At 59.2% G+C, this 20,536-nt stretch carries 14 protein-coding genes; 8 read left to right on the top strand and 6 right to left on the bottom strand.

The features are described 5' to 3' along the window. Window positions 1-51 precede the first annotated feature (51 nt). Window positions 52-330 (top strand): hypothetical protein, encoded by a 279-nt coding sequence (locus AV929_RS19680; protein ID WP_050038374.1) that lies wholly within the window; start codon window positions 52-54, stop codon window positions 328-330. 159 nt (window positions 331-489) lie between these two features. Here AV929_RS19680 and AV929_RS19675 read toward each other — a convergent pair whose 3' ends face one another. After that, the gene (locus tag AV929_RS19675) at window positions 490-1,875 is read right to left on the bottom strand and encodes a permease (protein ID WP_064289071.1); all 1,386 of its coding nucleotides are present in this window, start codon (window positions 1,873-1,875) and stop codon (window positions 490-492) included. A gap of 178 nt (window positions 1,876-2,053) precedes the next feature. On the opposite strand from AV929_RS19675, the gene AV929_RS19670 reads away from it, so the two are divergent. After that, window positions 2,054-2,428 carry an SHOCT domain-containing protein gene (locus AV929_RS19670; protein ID WP_007188436.1) on the top strand — a complete coding sequence of 125 codons (375 nt, stop codon included), beginning with the start codon at window positions 2,054-2,056 and terminating at the stop codon, window positions 2,426-2,428. Window positions 2,429-2,489: 61 nt separating this feature from the next. On the opposite strand, the gene AV929_RS19665 is transcribed toward AV929_RS19670, so the two are convergent. After that, on the bottom strand, window positions 2,490-3,599 hold the full coding sequence (locus tag AV929_RS19665) for a guanosine monophosphate reductase (RefSeq protein WP_064289070.1): 1,110 nt from the start codon (window positions 3,597-3,599) through the stop codon (window positions 2,490-2,492). A gap of 159 nt (window positions 3,600-3,758) precedes the next feature. Between AV929_RS19665 and AV929_RS19660 the strand changes: the two genes are divergently transcribed. Beyond that, the gene (locus AV929_RS19660) at window positions 3,759-5,003 is read left to right on the top strand and encodes an ABC transporter substrate-binding protein (RefSeq protein ID WP_014031033.1); all 1,245 of its coding nucleotides are present in this window, start codon (window positions 3,759-3,761) and stop codon (window positions 5,001-5,003) included. 1,364 nt (window positions 5,004-6,367) lie between these two features. Continuing rightward, window positions 6,368-7,084, top strand: coding sequence for an alpha/beta fold hydrolase (locus tag AV929_RS19655; RefSeq protein WP_064289069.1), 717 nt, complete (start codon window positions 6,368-6,370; stop codon window positions 7,082-7,084). 167 nt (window positions 7,085-7,251) lie between these two features. Here AV929_RS19655 and AV929_RS19650 read toward each other — a convergent pair whose 3' ends face one another. Further along, window positions 7,252-9,198, bottom strand: coding sequence for a response regulator (locus AV929_RS19650; protein ID WP_064289068.1), 1,947 nt, complete (start codon window positions 9,196-9,198; stop codon window positions 7,252-7,254). A 242-nt stretch (window positions 9,199-9,440) separates the two neighbouring features. Here AV929_RS19650 and AV929_RS19645 point away from each other — a divergent pair, with 242 nt between their 5' ends. Then, window positions 9,441-13,340, top strand: coding sequence for a PAS domain-containing protein (locus AV929_RS19645; protein WP_064289067.1), 3,900 nt, complete (start codon window positions 9,441-9,443; stop codon window positions 13,338-13,340). Between the two features lie 70 nt (window positions 13,341-13,410). On the opposite strand, the gene gdhB is transcribed toward AV929_RS19645, so the two are convergent. From gdhB to AV929_RS19635, 3 genes are all read right to left on the bottom strand, one after another. Then, window positions 13,411-14,706, bottom strand: coding sequence for a glutamate dehydrogenase GdhB (gdhB, locus tag AV929_RS19640; protein WP_064289066.1), 1,296 nt, complete (start codon window positions 14,704-14,706; stop codon window positions 13,411-13,413). 2 nt (window positions 14,707-14,708) lie between these two features. Continuing rightward, on the bottom strand, window positions 14,709-14,852 hold the full coding sequence (locus AV929_RS22040) for a rubrerythrin-like domain-containing protein (RefSeq protein WP_014031028.1): 144 nt from the start codon (window positions 14,850-14,852) through the stop codon (window positions 14,709-14,711). 126 nt (window positions 14,853-14,978) lie between these two features. Continuing rightward, window positions 14,979-17,846, bottom strand: a complete 2,868-nt coding sequence (locus AV929_RS19635; RefSeq protein ID WP_064289065.1) for a bacterio-opsin activator domain-containing protein — start codon at window positions 17,844-17,846, stop codon at window positions 14,979-14,981. Window positions 17,847-18,176: 330 nt separating this feature from the next. On the opposite strand from AV929_RS19635, the gene AV929_RS19630 reads away from it, so the two are divergent. The 3 genes from AV929_RS19630 to AV929_RS19620 all read left to right on the top strand — a co-directional run bounded on the left by AV929_RS19630 (window position 18,177) and on the right by AV929_RS19620 (window position 20,497). Continuing rightward, complete coding sequence (locus AV929_RS19630) at window positions 18,177-18,482, top strand: hypothetical protein (protein ID WP_050038379.1); 306 nt, start codon at window positions 18,177-18,179, stop codon at window positions 18,480-18,482. Window positions 18,483-18,602: 120 nt separating this feature from the next. Further along, a complete protein-coding gene (locus AV929_RS19625; RefSeq protein ID WP_050038380.1) occupies window positions 18,603-19,856 on the top strand; it encodes a Glu/Leu/Phe/Val dehydrogenase in 1,254 nt (417 codons plus the stop codon). A gap of 101 nt (window positions 19,857-19,957) precedes the next feature. Then, window positions 19,958-20,497 carry a ribbon-helix-helix protein, CopG family gene (locus tag AV929_RS19620; RefSeq protein ID WP_014031024.1) on the top strand — a complete coding sequence of 180 codons (540 nt, stop codon included), beginning with the start codon at window positions 19,958-19,960 and terminating at the stop codon, window positions 20,495-20,497. The last annotated feature ends 39 nt before the right edge of the window (window positions 20,498-20,536 follow it).

Below are 20,536 nucleotides of genomic sequence, written 5' to 3'. Positions count from 1 at the left end.
TGCAGTGGATTAGTCGCAATAGTCATTCCTGTCGGACGCGTAGATAAATGCATGTTGGATAGTCGAAACAGTCGCAAACTCAGTGCAGCAGTCGTACTTTTCCAAGGCGTCGTGACTGCGCTCTTCCCGCAGATAAGTGTCAAATTTATCAAAGCCATGATCGGGAAGAACTTCGACAATGCGTCCGAGTTGCAGGTGAAGCCAGCGTATCGCCGGCAGTTGCGCGCGGTTGGCGTTGGTATGGTCGCCGCAGCCGGTACGGATCTCCTGTTGCAGAGTGCTGGGGAGACAGACGACGACCTCCCCGCAGCTGACGGGGGCGACGAGTAACACGGTCAACAATACGGTTAAATCTGGGTAGTCGAGGTCCTAAAGACAGCAATTCAAATCCGCCACACAGCCAGGCCTCGCAACTTCTGTCTAAAGGTACTGCTGTGTACACACTGGCCGTCGCCGAAGCAGGTGTTGGCGGCTGTGACGAAACAGCCGTCAGTGGTCGTGTCCCTCCATCACCATCGGGTGTCCGGTGGCGTACGCGCCCGGGTTCGAATCGAAGGCGTCTCTGCAGGTCTGTGAGCAGAAATAATACGTCGTCCCCTCGTGGGACGCGCTCGATCCCGCCTCGTCGGTCCGCATCCCACACACCGGGTCGCGGTACTGCCCGGGCGCACCGAGGCCGCGGCGGTACACGTACAGGAGAAACCCAGAGAGCGCGAAGGCGATGAGGTTAAGGTAGAACGTGTAGTTGAGCTGGAAGTACGTCTGCTCGGTCGCCGTCTCCCCGCCGGCCAGATCCGGGACGATGCCGAAGGCGTCGAACAGCAGTTCCATGAAGAAGCCGGTGAACGCCATCGTCACGAAGAAGACACCAAGGATGTACAGCATGACCTTCCAGCCGTAGTACTTCCGGTAGACGTTCAACACGGGGATCGTGATGAGGTCGGCGTAGACGAACGCGATGACGCCGGCGAAGCTGATGCCGCCGCCCCAGAGTGCGACGGCGAAGGGGACGTTACCCATACTGCCGACGAAGCTGACGACGGCGATGGCGACGCCCATGATCGCGTTCTCGGCGGTTACGAGCAGGCCATCACCCTGGACGAACAGCGTGTTCCACACCCACTGCGGGACGAAGACGATGACGAACCCGGAGACGAGAAAGCCCGCGATGACGTCCTTCCAGATCATCGACCACTCCTTGCGGTACTGGTTCCCGATCTTGTACCAGCCGCCCCAGGACAGCAACTCCTCGCGCCACCCGCCGCGACTGGACGTCGTCTGCAGGTAGGTCTCCATACAGCCCTCCGAGCAGAACTGCAGCGTCTCCCCGCCGTCGGTCGTGAGTGTGTACTCGTCTGTGCCCTCCATCCCGCATGTGGGGTCCTCAGTTGCGCCCGACGCTCGGTCACGCTCGTTGAGCGTCGTACGCACTTCGTCGAACAGGGTCTCGGGGAGTGTGAAGTGGACGATGACGGCCATGACAGCGATGAGGATGAGGCCGCCGAGGAGTTCGGCGACGAGGAACTCCCAGCCCAGCAGAATCAGTATCATCAACCCGAGTTCGACGATGAGGTTCGTCGACGCGAACATGAACGCCAGGAAGTTCACCGCGTGAGCACCTTTCTTGAACAACCCCTTCCCGATGGCGACGGCCCCGAAACTGCACCCACTGCTCGCTGCCCCGAACGCGGTCGCTTTGGTGAGGCCGGTCAGATCACCGTCGCCCAGCACGTCTGCCATTCGCTCTTTCGAGACGTAGACCTGAACGAGACTCGTAATCGTGAGGCCCATTATGATCGCCCACGCGGCTGTCCAGAGGAATCCGACACCGATACGGAGGGCTTCAACCACCCCGTCGATCATCGTGGCCTGCATAACGGTACTATCGTAGGGGTCGTCTTTTGCAGTTTCCCTTAAGATATCGTGCCCTATAGCCGGCTTCAGCTGTGGAAACAAGAATATAGGGGTTCGATTCACATGAATCTAAGGCGCAACCGCATTGAACTATGACCACGTACGTAACAGTAGAGGCGGACCCACGGAGTGAACATATATGCCTGAAACTACGGACGACACACGGCTGGTCACGATCCTGCTCCTCATCATTGGTGCCTTCGTCATCGTTCCGATGGTCTTCATGGGCTTCGGGATGATGGGGTTCGGGCCAATGATGGGCGGTATGTGGGGCAGTGGAATGTGGGGCGGCGGAACGATGCCGGGCTGGATGTTCGTCGTCGGAATCGTGATGCGACTCCTGTTCCTAGCCGCCATTATCGGCGGTGGTTACCTCGTTTACAGGGCCGTAGTCGGCAGTGAGAATGACTCGGACCAAGCGTTCGAAGAACTCAAGCTCGCCTACGCCCGCGGAGAGCTGACTGACGAGGAATACGAACAGCGACGGGCGACACTCGAACGCGATACGGAGTGATTTACCGTCTCTTTTTGATGCCCTCGATAGGCAGCTAGCCTGTCCAGTCGTTGCTATCAGTTCAGTCGTCGCTGTCGACAGTTGCTTCGGTGCCGGCGTCGCGCACCTGTGTGGCTTCACTCTCCACGTTGACGCCTTCCCAGTCGTGGTCCGTGTGGAACCCCTCGCGTTCTTTCGCGCTCTGGGCGACACGGATGAACTCCGCCTTGTCGCGGGCCGCAACGATGGTGTGCCCGCCACAGTAAGAGAGTCCGGAGCGAATGCCGGCACAGAACTCCTCGGCCACGGCAGCCACAGAGCCTTTGTACGGGGTCAGTGCTTCGACTCCTTCGTCGGCGCTGACGTTGTTCTGTTTGTCATCACGGTCCTCGGCCGCGGCGGTGGTCGCCATCCCTCGTGATCGCTTGTACCGCGTGCCATCGACTTCGACGACTGCACCGGGGGCCTCCTCCGTACCGGCAAAGAGGCTCCCGAGCATCACGGTGTCTGCCCCAGCCATCAGGGCTTTCACCGCATCACCGGACGTGCGAATGCCGCCATCCGCGCAGATAGTGACGTCCAGATCCTCGGCGGCTGTAGCACAGTCATCGACAGCGGTCAGCTGGGGGACGCCGGCACCCGCGACCTTCCGGGTGGTGCAGTGCGACCCCGGCCCGATACCGACTTTGACACAGTCGGCCCCGGCGGCGGCGAGGTCTTCGACACCTGCGGGCGTCGCGACGTTGCCGGCGATGATGTTGGTGTCGGGGAATTCGTCGGCGAGGGTTTCGACGGCATTGAGCGTCCGGTCCAGGTGTCCGTGGGCCACGTCGACGACGAGCGCATCGACACCGGCCGCAATCACGGAAGCGCTCCGTGCGACGTAATCTTCGTTGATGCCGACGGCCGCACCGACCTGTTCGTCCGCTGCTTTCACCTGCTTTACTTGCTCGGCCTGTTCTTCGGGCGTAAGGAACCGGTGCAGCACCCCGAACCCACCTGAGCGCGCAAGCTCGGTTGCCAGTTCTGCCTCCGTGACGGTGTCCATCGCGGCGGAGACGAGCGGCGTGTCTAGCTCAACAGCGGGAGTAAGCGGCGTCGAAAGGTCGATGTCACTCCGACTGTCGACCGGTGATCGTTTCGGGACGAGAAGAACGTCGCCGTAACTCAACCCAGTACGTAAGTCGTTCATACCCCGCTAACGGAGCCCCTCCTAGCACAAAAGCATCTCGGATTGTAGATGCCCTGCACGTGCGCGGCCACGACTCGTTCCGCGTGGCTGGGTTGCCATTATTTTTAGGCTGGGCTAAAAATCGAAGGTTATTTGTTACTTTAGGCTGGGCTAAAATCTATGGCGAAGACAGATCCGGACGAAACGTGGTCGACACGGAGGGAGTGCGTAAAGTACGGGACCACGCTGCTGACCGCTGGCTCGCTCGCGGGTTGTTCTGGGGCTTCGAGTGAGGCCACCGAGTCAGGGGAAACCAAGGCAGGACCCGACCGGTCTTTTTCAGGGACGATGGCACCGGTCGGCGAACTCAGACTCGAGTCGAACCCGGAGACTATCGTCGGCGGGTGGGGATTCGAGGAGGACATCCTGACTGCACTGGGGGAGGCCGACAAACTCATCGCCGCCGAAGGCAACCAGTTCTGGTTTACCGGGTTTTACGACCAGCTTCCCGGCGTAGACGTGCCCGACCCCGAGTCACTGGAGTTGGTCCGGACAGACGACTGGTCGCTCCGAACGGAGATGCTCTACGAACTCGACCCGGACCTGTTCGCTACTGACCCGAACCGGTTCATTTCGTACTACGGTGCTGACGAGGGCGATATCTCCGAAATTACCGATTCGATTGGGCCGTTCTTTGGGAACGCCAGCCGCCGCAAGCGCGGCGACGACTGGCCCACATGGCCCAGTGGTGAGTCCTATCCCTACTACGATATCCCCGAATTCGTCAGCAGGTACGGGGCACTGCTCGGAAAGCCCGAGACAGCCGCTGCTATCAACACTCTCTACGAGCAGGCGCTACAGGAAATGCGGTCCCGGGTTCCACCGGAGTCCGACCGTCCGAGCGTCGGATTGCTCAATGCACAGATAAACCCCGACAACGAGGGGTTCTTCCGTGCCTACAACCCCAGAACCGAGATCGACAAGGCGTACGGGAAAAAACAGTACAGAGATCTCGGCGTTGTCGACGCGTTCGAGGGCGAGTACGGTGGCCAGTCCGGGATTCAGGTCGACTACGAGGCGCTACTCGACATCGATCCCGACGTGCTGGTGTTCCACTTCGGCGTCAATTACCGCGACTGGAACGGCGAGGATGCGCTGAGAAAGACGGTCGAGGGGATGCGTGATAGCTCGCTGGGGCAGGAACTCACCGCCGTTCAGGAGGACGAACTGTACGTCGGCGGGTCAGCCTATCAGGGCCCGATCATCAATCTCTTCCAGACGGAGATGCTTGGAAAACAGCTCTATCCCGACGAGTTCGGGGAGTGGCCGGGCGAGATCACCGCTGGCGAGCTCCCGGCCATTCCCGAGGACGAACAGCTGTTTGACCGCGATGAACTCGCCGACATCCTCGCCGAATCGAGCTGAGGTGCCGACTCACAGTGACGGAGTAACGTGTTGTACCGTTGCCGTCGGTGCTCAAAAACAGTGATCGAGGTACGCAACTGACGAGCGGGACGTTCCTGTTGAAGCTGTCACCACCTGCTCAGCGGTGCTGAAACGGTGCGCTGACTGACGCGGCACACGCTTCTGCGAGAAGTTACTTACCATCGGTAGCGGCCACGACAGAGACAGCAGTTTCACGCTTTCGTAAGCAAGTACGGCCAAACAGGTTTTGGGCTCCTGCGGGAAAGCGGACGGCGGGTGGCAATGGGCACCTTGTGTGCCACCCACTGCAGTCAGAGGCACGGTGGGTTCTGGACCCGTGGGGTGGGGCGAGTGGCTCAAAGTAGGAAAGGCCCAAAACGGGGATCAGAACCCATGTCGATGTAATGCGCCGTTCGGCATATTTTTTGTGGTAACTCCTAGCATAGTGGAAATTCCACGGAATACAGTCGTCAACGGGACGCACAACTCAGTCAATCACACGAAAGAATGGTACGTTGCTATGGGGGTGGGAGAAATGGGGTGCAACGTACCATCGGAAGTCGTCGATTTCGACGACGGATTCCAGCCCGAAGCAATCGTGTGGGCGAATCCAACGCGATTGGACAGGGCCCAGAACCCACCTAGCACCGATACGAGTGTATATAAAACGTTTGTGAAATCCCCACGCCGTCTGTTGGTTTTTATCGCAAGCCACTCATTTTCACTAACTTATTCAACCACGCGCGAGACACATCTGCGTTCCAGCAGCAAAGGAATGGTGGGCAGCCGAGGGGAGTGGCGTGCAACGGCACCATTTGGAGTCGTCAACCACGACGACGGGTTCTGGACCCGGACCGTTTGACGAACGTGATCGGATTCAATGGGGGAGCGGATGCGGGGACCAGAACCCTATCGAATGGAACGGACTTGGTATGAAAAATCGTTGTGACGTTTTATCCCATTTCATTAGCTCTGCGATGACTGAGCTTCCGCAATCGCGGCATCGAGAGGTGGACGATACTCCCACACAGCCAGGGAGGAGCCGTTACAATCACCGAAGCGACCGCCGGTTGTTGGCTGTAGCGTTGCGGAGGACCACGGCACTGGCCGTGTTAGCGGAGATCACACGACGGAAACTACCCACTGCCCATGTGTCGTGGGGTCAAGTACAGATCGGACCCGACAGGTAACCCACTGCTAGTCGGGCTGGCATTCGTACTGTCGGCTGTAAGTCTGTGAAGCATTTCGCCACCTCGGGGTGGCGAATATCTTGAAATAGTTACAATCGACAGTATCAGCTAAGCTCCGGATCATTCCGCTTTGCTACAACGGACTATATCACCTCTGCAATCCTACCGAGAGACATGGAACAACAGTTCGTTCTCGTCCCCGGAGCATGGCTCGGTGGATGGTGCTGGAAGTACCTTCACCCACTGCTCCGTGAGGAGGGACACGAAGTATATACACCGACACTCACTGGCCTTGGTGAGCGAGAACACCTTTCACACTGTGAGGTCGACTTAGAAACACATATTACGGACATTGTAAATGTCCTCGAATACAACGACCTCACAGATGTTGTCCTCCTCGGGCATAGCTATGCGGGCCTTGTTGTGACGGGAGTGGCAGAGCGAGTTCCCGAGCGGCTCAAACACATGGTCTACTTGGATGCGCTGATTCCAATGAACGACGATCCGGTTTCAGCAGCTGAATTCTATCCACTGGACGAGTGGAAAACGATGGAGGCAGCGGCCGAAGATCATGCTGGCGGCTGGCCTCTCCCAGATGACCATTCGGGCTGGGTGGGTATCTCGGACGAGGACACAGAGTGGATGCGAGAAAAAGCCGTCCCGCATCCACTGGATACGTTCAGACAGCAAGTGAACGTCGGTACCCCCAACGTATCGTTACCCACCAGCTATATACTTTGTACCCAGAGCGGGATGGACGGCTCCACCCTCGATATGATTCGGCAGTTGTGTGAGCAACGGGAGTGGCAACTCGGTGAACTGGACACGGGTCATTGGCCGATGGTGTCGATACCCCAGCAACTGTCTCATCAGCTTCTTGAGGTTCATTAGCGAGCAAAGAGGCCCACATATGTTCCTGTGTAAGGTAAGGGTAGATTCGTATCAGCATCGCATGGCAAAGAAATGAGGAATCGTACCCACCCTGGCCGAGCCAAGAAATCTCGTCGAGGCGGGTACTCCAAACTACAAGCAGACCGGTGCCGATGCGAAACAGTGAGTCATTCGATGATTTCGAGGCCAGTAATCTCAAATCGTGTCCCACCCATCGAGCTCTCGGTTACGCGAATATCCCAGCCATGTGCGTCAGCGACTCGTTTGACGATATTGAGGCCCAGACCAGTCCCCGATTCGGAAGTCGAGTAGCCAGCCTCAAACACCTTTTCGCGGTCCTCGACGGGGATTCCAGGGCCGTCGTCTTCGATGTAGAATCCGTTGGTGTCATCGAAGATACCGCCGACAACGACAGTGACATCCAGCCCAGCGTGATCGATCGTGTTCCTGAACAGGTTTTCCAGCAGATGCCGGAATTGGTCGGTATCCGCTTTTATCAGTGGCTGGGTATCGGCCTCGCAATCGCAGTGCAGTTCGGCTTCATCTGCAGGATCGGATACAAGTTTCCACGCCGCCTCGGCAGCGACTTCGATCGCAACAGGTTCCAGTGACCCGATTTCCCGTTGCTCCCGCGCTAGCCAGAGGAGGTCCTCCACAATGCGTTCCATCCGTTCAGTCGCTGTCTCGATCACAGCAAGGTGATCGCTCGAATGCGTTTCCTGAACGAGATCCAGCCGACCTCGGATGACGTTTAGCGGGTTCCGAAGGTCGTGGCTGACAGTAGCGGCAAACTGCTCTAGCTGTTCTTTTTGATCCTGCAGTTCCCGTTCACGCTTTGTCCGTTCGGATATATTTCGACCGGTGCCGACAAGCCCTATCAGGTTACCGTCCTGATCAGTCAAGCGGTCACCGGTGAACTCGTGGGGAATACGCTTCCCCGCTCCGGTAAGGAACTCCGCTTCGATGGTCGAGTGGCCCGTTGTGAGCGCCTCCTCAATCGCCTCGGAGACTCCCTCTCGTTCTTCTTCCGGAAAAAGACTGAGTGCGTCGAGATCAGAGATCTCCTCGTCGGCGTACCCGGCCAGCCTTTCGAATTGTTCGTTACAGCGCTGGACGTTGCCTTCGGAATCGAGCACGTAGAATATGTCGGCAAGCGAATCGAGCGCCTGATCGATAAATGTCCGCTCTGCACGCAGTTCGTCTCGGATCTTCAGCGAGTGCATGGCGTGTGAGATGCTATCCCCGAGTTCGTCGAGTAACTCCTGTTCGTCCTCACTAAAGGCAAACGAACGGGACGAATAGACGCACAGGAGACCGTACAGAGTGCTATTGTATTCCAGCGGGACCGCAGCGGTGCTTCGATAGCCGCGGTCGAGTGCCTCCTCTCGCCAGACCTCGAACGCCGGGTCATCTTGAATATTCTGTGACGTCGCAATACGTCGTTCTCGAACGGCCGTGCCCGCGGGACCTCGTCCGGTCGGGGAGTCGTCCGCAGTGACAACGATAGTATCGAGGTACTCGTCCTCGACGCCGGCCCAGGCCTGTGGCTCGATTCGGTCTGTGTCAGGCTCCTGCTCGCCGATCCATGCGAACAGGTAGGGCTCAGAGTCGCTAATGATCTCACAGACACGAGTTTTGATCTCCGAGAGCGAACTCGCCCGGATGAGAGCCTGGTCGATACTGCTTACGAGGTCGCGAACCCGTTCAAGTTCAGCAGCGCGCTGATTGGTGCGGTATTGTTCGACGGCGTTTTCGACACGGTTTGCGAGGAGTTCGTATCGTTCCATGCCGTGCCCTTTCCGCAGATAATCGGTTGCACCGGCGGCGATGGCGTCGCTAGCGACCGCTTCGCTCCCCTCACCGGTAAAAAGAATAAACGGGAGATCAGGATACTCCTCACGGACGGTTTTGAGGAGTTCAATACCGTCTTTCCCGGGCATTCGGTAGTCGCTGATAAGACAGTCAACGCGAGTTGTAGCAAGGCAGTCGAGCGCTTCAGTAGCACTTGCTGCAGTTATAACATTGAGTTTACTGGATTGCTGTTCGAGTATTTCGGTTGCTACATCTAGAAAATCCGGTTCGTCATCGACATGCAGCACAGCAATACTCGACATCTCTGGCACAATATCGGATCTACCTAATTTCGGTTCATAAAGTTGCGGACCCAAATCTCAGAATATATACTCCGATACCGGCGGTGCCTGATTTGTGGTACCCGATGAACGAATAGGTGGCATCTGTGCCATCTAAAATCTGATTGGGATCTGCATCAGAAAGCCGGCTGTATCGTACTCGGGATATCACAGATAAGAACTGGTGCGCTCGATTCTTAAAAGCACGCTGCGTAGGTGTGATAATGACTTATACAGGTGGTGAGACGTCCGATTGTATTCACGTTCTGTATGTAAACGACGATAGTGACTTTGCTGAGTTGGCGGAGACGAAACTCGTGAATATCTCATCGGGCTTTGAAGTCACAGCTGTCGGGGCTGTGGAGGCTGCGCTCGACTTGCTTGTAACTTCGACTGTCGATTGTGTAGTCACGTCGTACTCGCTGCCGGACGGGACGGGAATTGATCTCTTAGATCGGCTCCAAGCTGAACAATACGAAATACCGACAATACTATTCACTGGCCGGGGAAGCGAGCGAATCGCGAGCGAGGCAACGCAGGCGGGCGTCTCCGATTACATTCCGATCCATGCGGGCGAGAACAGTTTCGAGTTGCTCGGGCGCCGCATACAGACGCTCGTCGAGGCCGCTCGCAAACAAGCGGTCGCCGAACGACTGTCCGACCGCTTCCAGCGAACGCTGGAACGGGCAACTGACGGGATCTACGCCGTCAACGACGAGTGGCGTATCGAATACATAAACGAGAAGATGGCCAGACGTGTCGACCGCAATCCCGACGATATCATCGGTGCCAGTATCTGGGAAGAATTCCCCTCGATAGTTGGGACGGAACTCGAAGACAAATACCGAACCGCGATGGAGACCGGGGAACCGGTGTCGTTCGAACAGTACCTTGGCGAGCCGTTCGATTACTGGGTCGAAGTGCGAGTGTTCCCGGACGATGACGGTCTCACCATTTTTTCACGCGAAACTACAGCCGAGCGGGAGCGAGAGCTGGAACTGGAGCGCAGTGAGACGATCCTCGAAAACATCCACGACGCCGTGTTCGTCCTCGACGCTGCGGGGACGATCGAGTTCGCGAACGCGGCTTCGAAACGGCTGATCGCCGGGGACCAGTCAACGCAGATCGCAGGGCAGCAGTTGGAGACAGTTGTGGGCAACCGTATTTCTACGTCTGATGCAGAGCAGTTTACATCTGCGGTCCGTTCGACGCTCAATGACATAGAAGGCGACGGAGGCGTCACGGGATTGTACGACGCGGACCTGCAACTCGATATCACGGCCGAGAGCGATAAACGAACGTTTGATGTTCGAGTGACACCGTTTCAGAGCAACAAGAGCAATCAAGCGCTCGTCGTTGCTCGGGACATCACGGAACAAAGCGACGTCAAGCGACAGTTGGAGCGCGAGCGTGACGCGCTCCGGGAACTCCAGACCGTCATGGCAAAGAGTGATGTCTCGGTCGAGACGCGCCTCGATGAACTGCTCGAACTGGGGTGTCGAACGCTCGATCTCGAAATCGGAATCGTCTCACGCGTGCAGGGCGACGATTACACCGTTACGGCAGCGCACGCACCAGACGACGAAATCGAACCCGGAGATCAATTCGATCTCGAATCGACGTACTGCGAGGCAGTTATCGGGACAGACTCGGTCTGTTCGTTCGCAGACGCAGTTGCCGATGGGAGAGAAACCCACCCGGCATATCGTGAGTTCGAGTTAGAGTCGTACATCGGCGTGCCACTCGTCGTCGACGGGACCCGGTACGGGACGGTCAATTTTTCGAGTCCGACGACGCGAGTCGATTCCTTTGGGGCGCTAGAGCGAACGTTCGTGAAACTACTCTCAGAGCTCGTGAGTGCCGAGATATCGCGGGGGCGGGACCACGCCGACCTCCAGCGCCAGGAGTTCCTGTTCGAACGCGTGCAGGACATCGCAGACATCGGCGTCTGGGAGTACTTCCCGTCGACCGGGGCCCTCGACTGGTCTGACGGGGTCCGCCGGATTCACGGTGTTGACGACGATTACGACCCGGTGCTCGACGACGCGATCGAGTTCTACCATCCTGACGACAGGGAGACGATTACGACTGCCGTTGAGCGGGCAATTGCGGACCGAGAACCGTACGATCTCGATCTCCGAATCGTCCGGACTGGCGGTGACGTGCGCGATGTTCGGGCGTGGGGGGAACGCGTCGACGAGCCGCAGGATGACGAGCCAGTGATTCGGGGCGTATTTCAGGATATCACCGAGCGAAAAGCCGAGGAGCGCGCACACCGAGAGCTCGCCGAGGAGTACGAGGCACTGCTCGACACCTCCGGTGACGCAATCTTCATGCTCGATGTCGATACAGCCGGTGACGAGCTAGCGTTCGAGTTTGCTCGGCTCAGTCCCGGCTACGAGTCACAGACCGGACTCACTACCGACGAAGTTCGTGGCCAGACGCCACGGGAAGTATTCGGTGCCGAGCGTGGTGCTGAGCTCGCAGCGAACTACACTCGCTGTGTCGAACAGCGTGCGCCAATCTCGTATCAGGAAGAGTTGGACATCGCTCCCGACGCACGGTTCTGGGATACGAGCCTCGCGCCGGTCATCCTCGAAGACGAAATCGTCCGAATCGTCGGCATCGCCCGCAACGTAACTGAACAGGTCGAGCGAGAACGCGAACTCGAAACGACGAACCAGCGACTCGAATCACTCATCGAGGCGACGCCACTCACCGTCATGGAAATCGACACGGACGGAACCGTCATCCGCTGGAACGACGGGGCCGAGAACATGTTCGGCTGGTCTCGGGAGGAGGTGCTCGGCGAGTTCAATCCGATGGTCCCGGACGAGCAGCAGGCTGAATTCGAATCCCACCGCCAGCGCGCACTGAGCGGCGAGCCGATTCGCGGCAAGGAGATACGGCGGGAAACGAAAGGTGGTGAGGTACTGGATCTACTTCTGTCGGTTGCCCCAATCACTGCACCGGATGGGGAAATAACGAGCATACTGGCCGTTCTGGAGGATATCACTGACCAGAAGCAGTTAGAGTCGAAGCTCCGATCACTGCAGGCGACTGCGCAGCGGCTCAGCGGCGCACAGTCGAGTGCCGAAATCGGCGACATCGCTGTCGAGGCTGCCGTCGATATTCTCGGGTTCGAGCTCACCGGGATCTGGGAGTCTGCCAACCAAGCCGACGAGCTCGTCCCGCTGACGGCGAGTGCGGCCACGAGAGAACTGCTCGGTGAGCTCCCGCGGCTGGAGTCCGGAGAGGCGCTTGCGTGGGAGGCGTTCGAGGCGTCGGAGTTGCGTAAATACGACGATCTCCAGTCCGAAGTAACACTCGGCAAGGCCGACGCACAACTCAGGAGCGGCCTGTTCGTTCCTCTGGGCGAGTTTGGGCTTATCGGCGTCGGAACGACACAGGAACAGACGTTCTCTGATACAGACGTGGACCTGTTCCAGATACTGGGTGCGACTGTCGAGGCGGCATTCACACGCGCAAGCCGGGAAACCGAACTGCAGCGGCAAAACGAGCGGCTCGACGAATTTGCCAGTGTCGTCGCCCACGACCTCCGGAACCCGCTGTCCATCGCCATCGGGTTTCTCGACATCGTCGAGGAGACGGGCGACCTCAGTTACCTAGAGCGGATCGAGGCGGCACACGACCGCATGGAGCAGTTGATCGACGACCTCCTGACGCTGGCACGCGGTGAGACCACAATCACGGATACGAAACAAATCGATCTCAAGACCGTGACGACGGAGGCGTGGGGGTACGTCGACACCGCTGACGCAACGCTGACAGTTGCTGAGGCGGTCCCGACAGTGGCTGGTGACGCCGGCCGGTTGACGCAACTGTTCGAGAACCTCTTCAGGAACGCTATCGAGCATGGTGGGGACGCCGTCACCGTAACCGTCGGGCAACTAGACAGCCCTGACGGGTTCTACGTCGCGGACGACGGCGACGGGATTCCGCCGGCAAAGCGTGAGGAAGTACTGGAACACGGCGTGACGTCTACCAAAGGAGGGACTGGCTTCGGACTTTCAATCGTGGCGGACATCGCCAAAGCGCACGGCTGGACCGTCCGTGTGACGGAGAGCACTGCTGGTGGGGCACAGTTCGAGTTCCGCTACTGAGGGAAGCGGTGGTCGCGGTTTCTCGGCATCGACAGTGGTGGAACCCGTAATGGAACCGACAGAACCAGTGCTACGGCCAGAGCCCACGCGCTTCGTGGGCCTCCGCGATACGGGACAGGGCAACGATGTACGCCGCATCGCGCCACGTAATGTCGCGGTTTTCGAACTCCGTCCGGACGGCGTCCCAGGCCGCCCGCATCTCTTCGTCGAGTTCGTCGTTCACGCGCTCGAGTGACCACGACCGACGGTTGATGTCCTGTAGCCACTCGAAGTAGCTCACCGTGACGCCACCGGCGTTCGCCAGGATATCCGGAATCACCATGACATCTCGGTCAGCGAGGATCGAATCAGCGGTAGACGTAGTCGGGCCGTTCGCCCCTTCAACGACGTACTCCGCGGCGATGTCGTCCGCGTTGGCCTCGGTGATGACGTTCCCGAGTGCAGCCGGGATGAGGACGTCGACGTCCAGCGTCAGCAGCTCGTCGTTCGAAATCACGGTGTCGGCGTACTCGGTGACCGCTTCCGGTTCCTCGTCGTGTGACGGCACTGACGCCGTATCGATTCCGGCGGGGTCGTACATCGCCCCGTTCACGTCGCTGATCGCGACGACAGTCGCGCTCTGTTCGTCGAGCAACCGTGCGGCATTCGCACCGACACTGCCGTAGCCCTGTACTGCGACCGTGGTCTCTGACAGCGGCTGGTCGTAGTACTCACAGACCAACTGTGTGATAATCGCCACGCTCCGACCGGGCGCGTCCTCGCGTCCCTTGCTCCCACCGACAATCGGCGGCTTTCCGGTGACGACACCCGGAATCGTCTCGCCTTCTTGCATGGAGTAGGCGTCCATCAGCCAGGCCATCGTCTGTGGGTCTGTTCCCATGTCCGGGGCGGGAATGTCCAGGTTCGGGCCGATGACCTTGCGGAGTTCCTGTGTGAACCGGCGGGTGAGCCGTTCTTTCTCGTCTCGGCTCAACGTTTTCGGGTTGACGGCGATACCCCCTTTGGCGCCGCCGAATGGGAGGTCCATCACCGCGCATTTCCAGGTCATCCAGAACCCGAGTCCGACGCATTCGTCCCTCGTCACGTCAGGGTGATAGCGAAGCCCGCCCTTGTACGGCCCCCTGACGCTATCGTGCTGGGCTCGATACCCGGTGAACACTTCGACTGTGCCATCGTCCCGCTCAATCGGAACGGTGACTTCGTGGACGTTTCGCGGGTGGTTCAGTCGCTCGACGATGTTCGGGTCGATATCGAGGTGGTCCGCGGCTCGGTGGAGTTGTAGACGGGCTGTTTCCAGCGCTGATTCGGGCTCGGACGGCGTCGACGAGTCTTCCGAAGGAGAAGCGGGGCTCAGTTCCGATCCCATCGTTATTCCAACGGTGTCAGTCGGTTGCGCATTTCACCGCCACAGTCCTGACAATTCTCCGGTTGGCTCTCTGCAGTGATGACTTTGCCACACGCAAAGCACTCGTACGGTGTCGCCTCGTCGTGGTCTTGCTCTACATCTCTCATGTGTATTCACGAGTGACGGTGTCCGACCGCCAGTACTCGATTAAGGAATAGAAGGACATCAAAGGAATATTCAGAGGTTAAACAAAGAAGCAGGAGTTGATTAGGTTGTTTATTATTGAACCCCGTTCACGACTCCAGACCCGAGACACTCCGGTCTTCGAACAGTGTGGTGAACAGCTTCCGCTGGACAGTCCGGACGTGCTGGTAGAACGCCGGCGGAGAGATTTCGAGCATCGTCGCGATGTCCTCGCCGGACTTCGTGCGCGGTGACTCGAAATAGCCACTGTAGTAGGCGGTCTGAATCACTTCGAGCTGGCGCTCCGTGAGGTCCGTGAGGAACTCCGAACTCCGGTCCTGCTCGATACCCCGTTCGAGCGTCTCCTTGCGCTTGAGTTCGACGCCGGAAAACGTGCTATCGACCAACTGTGCGATGTTTCGAACGTCGACGCTCTGTGGCACATCGACGACGAGTGTCGTCCCGTCCGGATCGGCGGTCGCTTCCCGGAAGATAGCACCATGGTCGGCCAGTTCTAAGGCGAGGAACGGCTGTGACAACTCCAGCCGCAGGACGCCGCTCTCGGTGTCGTCGTCACTGATCTGTGTCACGTCGTCAATCGACGTCATGTCCGCCGCAGCCGCCGCGACCGTTTGCACGTCAGCGTCTTCGACCGTGACGAACACGCTGTTACCAGCCGGCGCGTGCTGGATGCCGCCCTCGTAGGAGAGGGTACACCCCGCCGACCGGGCGAGTCTCGACAGGAGGAATCGCTCGTCATCGATGTCGAACTCGACGCGGGTCACTGACGTCGTGAGCAGCGCGTGTTTCCGTTCGATAGCACTGAGCGCCGAGGCGATTGTCTCGCCGAGTTCGCGCAACACTGTGCGCGTTGTCTCGTCGAACGCGTCTTTCGTGTCCGCGTAGATGGTGAGGATGCCGTGCCTGAGATCGTTGTACACCAGCGGGATGCTCAGCACCGAGAGGAAGTCACGCGTGAGCGCGTCCGACCGCCACGGCGCGTTCCGGAGGTCAGCGGCGACGTTGGGGATCATCGTCACCTCGCCGGTCGCAGCCGTCCGGCCGGCGGGCTCGGTCTCGGAGTCCGCGACGGTGATTGGCTGACTGTCGAGATACCCCTGTTCGTTGCCTGCCCACGCCCGCGTTTCGACGTTGGTACCGCCCGGATCGACGCTCCCGATCCACGCGAACTTGAATCGGTCCGTGTCAGTCAGCCGTTCGCAGACGGTGTGGTTGATCTCTTCCTGTGTTTCGGCGCTGACGATCGTCTGGTCGATCTCCCGAATCGTGTTGTTGATGTGATTCAGGGCGGTCAGTTGCTCGTTTTGCCGCTGGAGTTCGCGATCCTGTTCCCGGAGCTGGGATTCCCTTACCACTCGATCAAGGGCAGCCTCGGCGGTCGCCGCGAGCAGGTCGGTGAGTTCCTGTGTGACGTCGTCGAACACCCCGACGGCTGTCGAGCCGCTGACGAACACGCCGTGGTTGCCCAGCGGAATGAACATGACGCTCCGGAGGTCGGTCGCCCGGTTTTCCAGTCGGTCCGACGTGTGGACGTCGTCGAACACGAGTGTCTCGTCGTTGACGAAGCTGTGGCTCGGAAGCGTGTCGTCGTTCGTGCGGACGGCCGGCAGCGGCCCGTGGTGTTCGGTCATCGCCTGTGACTGTGTGACAGGCTGGAGTTCGTTCGTCTCGACGTCGTGCAGGTAGATGGCACTCGCGGAGACGTCGAACACACTGAGCACGTCATCGACGATGTGGTGGGCAATCTCCTGATCGGTCTCCGTGTAGAGGAACTTCCGTGCGGTTTCCTGCAGCGTCGCCAGCGCTTCCTCGCGCTGTTTCCGTTTCGTGATGTCCCGACAGCTGTACAGCAGTGTCCCGCCCTGAATCTCGACTTCGCGGACGTTGACCAGCAGCGTGTGCTCGTGGCCCGCTTTGTCGGTGACGGTACACTCGATGTTCTTGAGAACGCCCTTCTCGGCGAGTTCAGCACGGTCGAACAGGTCCTCGCCGAGGAGCGTGTCGATCGTTTCCTGCTCGCGGATCTCGTCGTCGGTGTAGCCGAAGATGAAGTGGACGTTCGGGCAGACGTAGGTGTACTCACCGTCCTCGTTCGTCATGAGGACGGTGTCGGTCATGTTGCTGAGCGTGACCCGGTGGAGTTCCTCGGACTGGCGGAGGTCACGGTCGAGAGTGACCTGCTCCGTGATGTCTATCCCTTCGATCACGATCGAGGTGACGTCGCCGAAGTCGTTCTCGACCGGCCGAACCGAAAGCTCGATAACGCGGTCCGTGGCCGTGGTCGGCCGGTGAACGACCGCGTTCCCGAACTGCCCGTCGCGTGCGGCCTCCACGAGCTGCCGGATATCGCGTTCGGTCGCCTCGGACTGTGCCCACCACGGCAGCGTCCAGAACAGGTCACCGATGACCGCGTCCACGTCCTCGTCGATCATCGCCCGTCCCGTCTGATTCACACGGGCGAGCGAGCCATCCGGGTCGAGGACCCAGGTGGCCGTCTGTGTGTCGTGAAAGACGGCGTCGAACTGCCGCGCCCGTTCGCGCTGTGTGATCGCTCGCCGAGCGGACTGGAGCGCGTTCCCGGTTCGCTGGATCAACTCGTCTATCCGCAGGCCCTCCGGCCCTGTGAGGGGAACGTAGTCGGAAACGCCGGCCTGGATTGCCTCGCTCGCCAGGGCCTCGCTGCCGTCCGTGGTTCCGAGGACGACCGGGAGATCCGGAGCCGAATCCCGGAGCTGTCGGACCAGATCAGTGCCACTCCCGTCGTCGAGTGTCTCGCCCGTGACGAGACAGTCGACCGAGCGCTGCCGAACCGTATCCAGAGCGTCCGATGGCGTCCCAGCGGTGAGAATAGTGGCCTCGGTGCTCGCGCTGAGAGCGTCTGAGAACCGCTCGGTCCAATTCGCCGAACCGACGACGAGAACCTGGGCCGTGTGGAGTGGACTCCCGGCGTCGCTCATCTGATTCTCCCAGGCACAGAGCTATCACTGAGACCACTGGCGCTATGCGTAGACGCTCGTTCGAGTTGTCGCCACCCGTCGGGAACGGGATGTTTCGGTTGCCGTGTTCTGTATGGAGGGTTCAATAGTAAACACCTGGTGTCTGGAGGGCTTCGTTGCTAAACAATTTAGTATTTGCTCATTCCCGCGGTCGTTCCGATAGAGTGCCATCGGTCGACGGCCGGTACTCGGGAGACACATGACGGACATCACACAGACGCCGACACGGTCGGTCCCTGCCCGTCGTCCGGGCAGTCGCGAGCCAATAGCTCCCGCCGATTCAGCTCAGCTATGATGGACGTACAACGTCGCTTGACGGAGAAGAGAGCTATCAGGCACGTCGAAGCGCCGACGTCGATGCCAGTGTTCCGTTCCGTGACGCGGGTCTGGCACTTCCCCAGCGGAGACGTCCTGCTCGAACGTGCCGAACGTCGTGACTGTCTGATCCCGGACGTCGACCGGGTCAACGTTCCAGTACGTGGAACGGAACAGGTTGCGGACGCTGTGGCACTCGATACGAACACCGCTGTTCGGGTGACGGACAATACAGGAAACGTAGTTGTGTCAGAATTTGATAAGAATGTGAAGATAGGATAAGTGATTCGGAGCCAAGCGCGGTTGTAAGCCCCTCTTTTAGTGTTTACTATACCGAGTGATATAGTAATTTTCCTGGTAGAAATAGATAGCTTTTGGTATCTCGATGAATCCCGTGGATATATGTCTGATGTAAATCCGTACCAGAGTCTACGGACACAGATAGATGCAGCAGCACAATATTTAGACATTTCAGAGGGACAGCTGGAACGGCTGAAAACTCCCGAGCGGATACTGGAGACGAACCTGTCTGTCGAGATGGACGACGGGTCGGTCGAGGTGTTCCGTGCGTACCGGTCACAGTTCAACGGTGACCGCGGCCCATACAAGGGCGGAATCCGCTATCACCCGCAGGTAGACCGGGACGAGGTCAAGGCGCTCTCCGGCTGGATGGTCTACAAGACGGCGACGGGCGATATCCCGCTCGGCGGCGGGAAAGGCGGCATCGTCATCGACCCGAGTGACTATTCCGAGAGCGAACTCGAACGGGTCACGCGCTCGTTCGCGAAGGAACTGACGCCGCTGATTGGGGCCGACCGCGACGTGCCCGCACCCGACGTCAACACGGGCCAGCGCGAGATGAACTGGATCAAGGACACCTACGAGACACTCGAAAACACGACCGAACCCGGCGTCATCACCGGGAAGGACCTCGCAAGCGGTGGCAGCGAAGGCCGCGTCGAAGCGACCGGGCGTTCGACGGTCGTCGCAGCGCGTGAAGCCTTCGAGTATCTCGACAAGGACCTCGAAGGCGCGACGGTCGCAGTCCAGGGCTACGGGAACGCCGGCTGGATCGCGGCGAAACTCATTCACCAGATGGGTGCCAACGTCGTCGCCGTGTCCGATTCGAGCGGGGCTATCTACAGCGAAGCGTCGTTCGACCCCGTCGCAGTCAAGGACTACAAACGCGAAACCGGGAGCGTCGTCGGATATCCGGACGCAGCGGAGGAACTCACGAACGAGGAACTGCTCACGCTTGATGTCGACTTGTTGATCCCGGCCGCACTCGAGAACGCCATCGACGAGTCCCTGGCACAGGACATCTCCGCCGACGTCATCTCTGAGGCCGCAAACGGCCCGATTACCCCCGCAGCGGACGACGTTCTCAGCGACCGCGAGACGCTGGTCATTCCGGATATCCTCGCGAACGCAGGCGGCGTCATCGTGTCGTACTTCGAGTGGGTCCAGAACCGACAGCGCTTCTACTGGTCCGAAGAGCGCGTGAACGAGGAACTGGACTCGATTATCGTCGACCAGTTCGGGAACCTCGTCGACGCCTACGAGGAGCGGAACCTCCCGTCGCTCCGAACCGCCGCGTACGTCGTCGCACTCCAGCGGGTCATGAACGCTGGCGAGCAGCGCGGCACCTGGCCATAGGCGAGTCCCAGACCACGGTCAGTCGCGCATCGCTGCCATGTTTGAGAGTCCTCTGTCACCAAACGACACGATATTAAGGCCGTCCAGCGACGAGGGGCACTATGCCAACCGACCGCGTCACCGTCTCTCTCGACGAGGAGACCAAGGAGACGTTAGAGGATCTGACCGACCGAACTGGGGAAAGTCAAAGCCAACTGATCCGCGAGGCAATCGCGTTCTACGCGGCGAACTTCGACTCGGCGCACGCGAGCGACAGCGACCACCTCCAGACGTACTACGAGATGCTCTCGACGGGCGAACATGTGCTTCTGGATATCGACTTGCTGCACGCACTCCTGAGCCAGTTTAGTGATCCAGCACAACGTGACGAGGGGGTTCTCGAAATGATCGATCAGGTAGCCCAATACCACGCACAGGAGTACGCCGAGCGGTTCGATTCACTCGAAGACGTTCTCGAATGGCTCTCGCTGTGTGGGTTCCTGACCGTTCGACGGGACGAAAAAGGGAGTTTCCACGTTGTTTTCCCATCCGAGTCGGTGCGATGGTTGATGATCCGGTTCATCCGCGGTAGCATCACCGACCTCCCGTTCGAAATCGAAATCGAAGAGAGCGTTTCGAAGGTGCTGTTGCGAGAACGCTAGCAGTGAATACCCCCGCCCGGGACGCAAACCGACTCGAAT

Origin of the sequence: Haloarcula sp. K1 (genome assembly GCF_001647155.1) — an archaeon.
Taxonomy (GTDB): domain Archaea; phylum Halobacteriota; class Halobacteria; order Halobacteriales; family Haloarculaceae; genus Haloarcula; species Haloarcula hispanica.
This window is presented reverse-complemented; position numbering and strand designations above follow the sequence as displayed.

What these genes read in the sequence shown, in the direction of transcription:
- AV929_RS19680 (WP_050038374.1), top strand. Translation starts at nt 52, where the DNA reads ATGTTGGATAGTCGAAACAGTCGCAAACTCAGTGCAGCAGTCGTACTT.
- AV929_RS19675 (WP_064289071.1), bottom strand. Translation starts at nt 1,875, where the DNA reads ATGCAGGCCACGATGATCGACGGGGTGGTTGAAGCCCTCCGTATCGGT.
- AV929_RS19670 (WP_007188436.1), top strand. Translation starts at nt 2,054, where the DNA reads ATGCCTGAAACTACGGACGACACACGGCTGGTCACGATCCTGCTCCTC.
- AV929_RS19665 (WP_064289070.1), bottom strand. Translation starts at nt 3,599, where the DNA reads ATGAACGACTTACGTACTGGGTTGAGTTACGGCGACGTTCTTCTCGTC.
- AV929_RS19660 (WP_014031033.1), top strand. Translation starts at nt 3,759, where the DNA reads ATGGCGAAGACAGATCCGGACGAAACGTGGTCGACACGGAGGGAGTGC.
- AV929_RS19655 (WP_064289069.1), top strand. Translation starts at nt 6,368, where the DNA reads ATGGAACAACAGTTCGTTCTCGTCCCCGGAGCATGGCTCGGTGGATGG.
- AV929_RS19650 (WP_064289068.1), bottom strand. Translation starts at nt 9,198, where the DNA reads ATGTCGAGTATTGCTGTGCTGCATGTCGATGACGAACCGGATTTTCTA.
- AV929_RS19645 (WP_064289067.1), top strand. Translation starts at nt 9,441, where the DNA reads ATGACTTATACAGGTGGTGAGACGTCCGATTGTATTCACGTTCTGTAT.
- gdhB (WP_064289066.1), bottom strand. Translation starts at nt 14,706, where the DNA reads ATGGGATCGGAACTGAGCCCCGCTTCTCCTTCGGAAGACTCGTCGACG.
- AV929_RS22040 (WP_014031028.1), bottom strand. Translation starts at nt 14,852, where the DNA reads ATGAGAGATGTAGAGCAAGACCACGACGAGGCGACACCGTACGAGTGC.
- AV929_RS19635 (WP_064289065.1), bottom strand. Translation starts at nt 17,846, where the DNA reads ATGAGCGACGCCGGGAGTCCACTCCACACGGCCCAGGTTCTCGTCGTC.
- AV929_RS19630 (WP_050038379.1), top strand. Translation starts at nt 18,177, where the DNA reads ATGATGGACGTACAACGTCGCTTGACGGAGAAGAGAGCTATCAGGCAC.
- AV929_RS19625 (WP_050038380.1), top strand. Translation starts at nt 18,603, where the DNA reads ATGTCTGATGTAAATCCGTACCAGAGTCTACGGACACAGATAGATGCA.
- AV929_RS19620 (WP_014031024.1), top strand. Translation starts at nt 19,958, where the DNA reads ATGCCAACCGACCGCGTCACCGTCTCTCTCGACGAGGAGACCAAGGAG.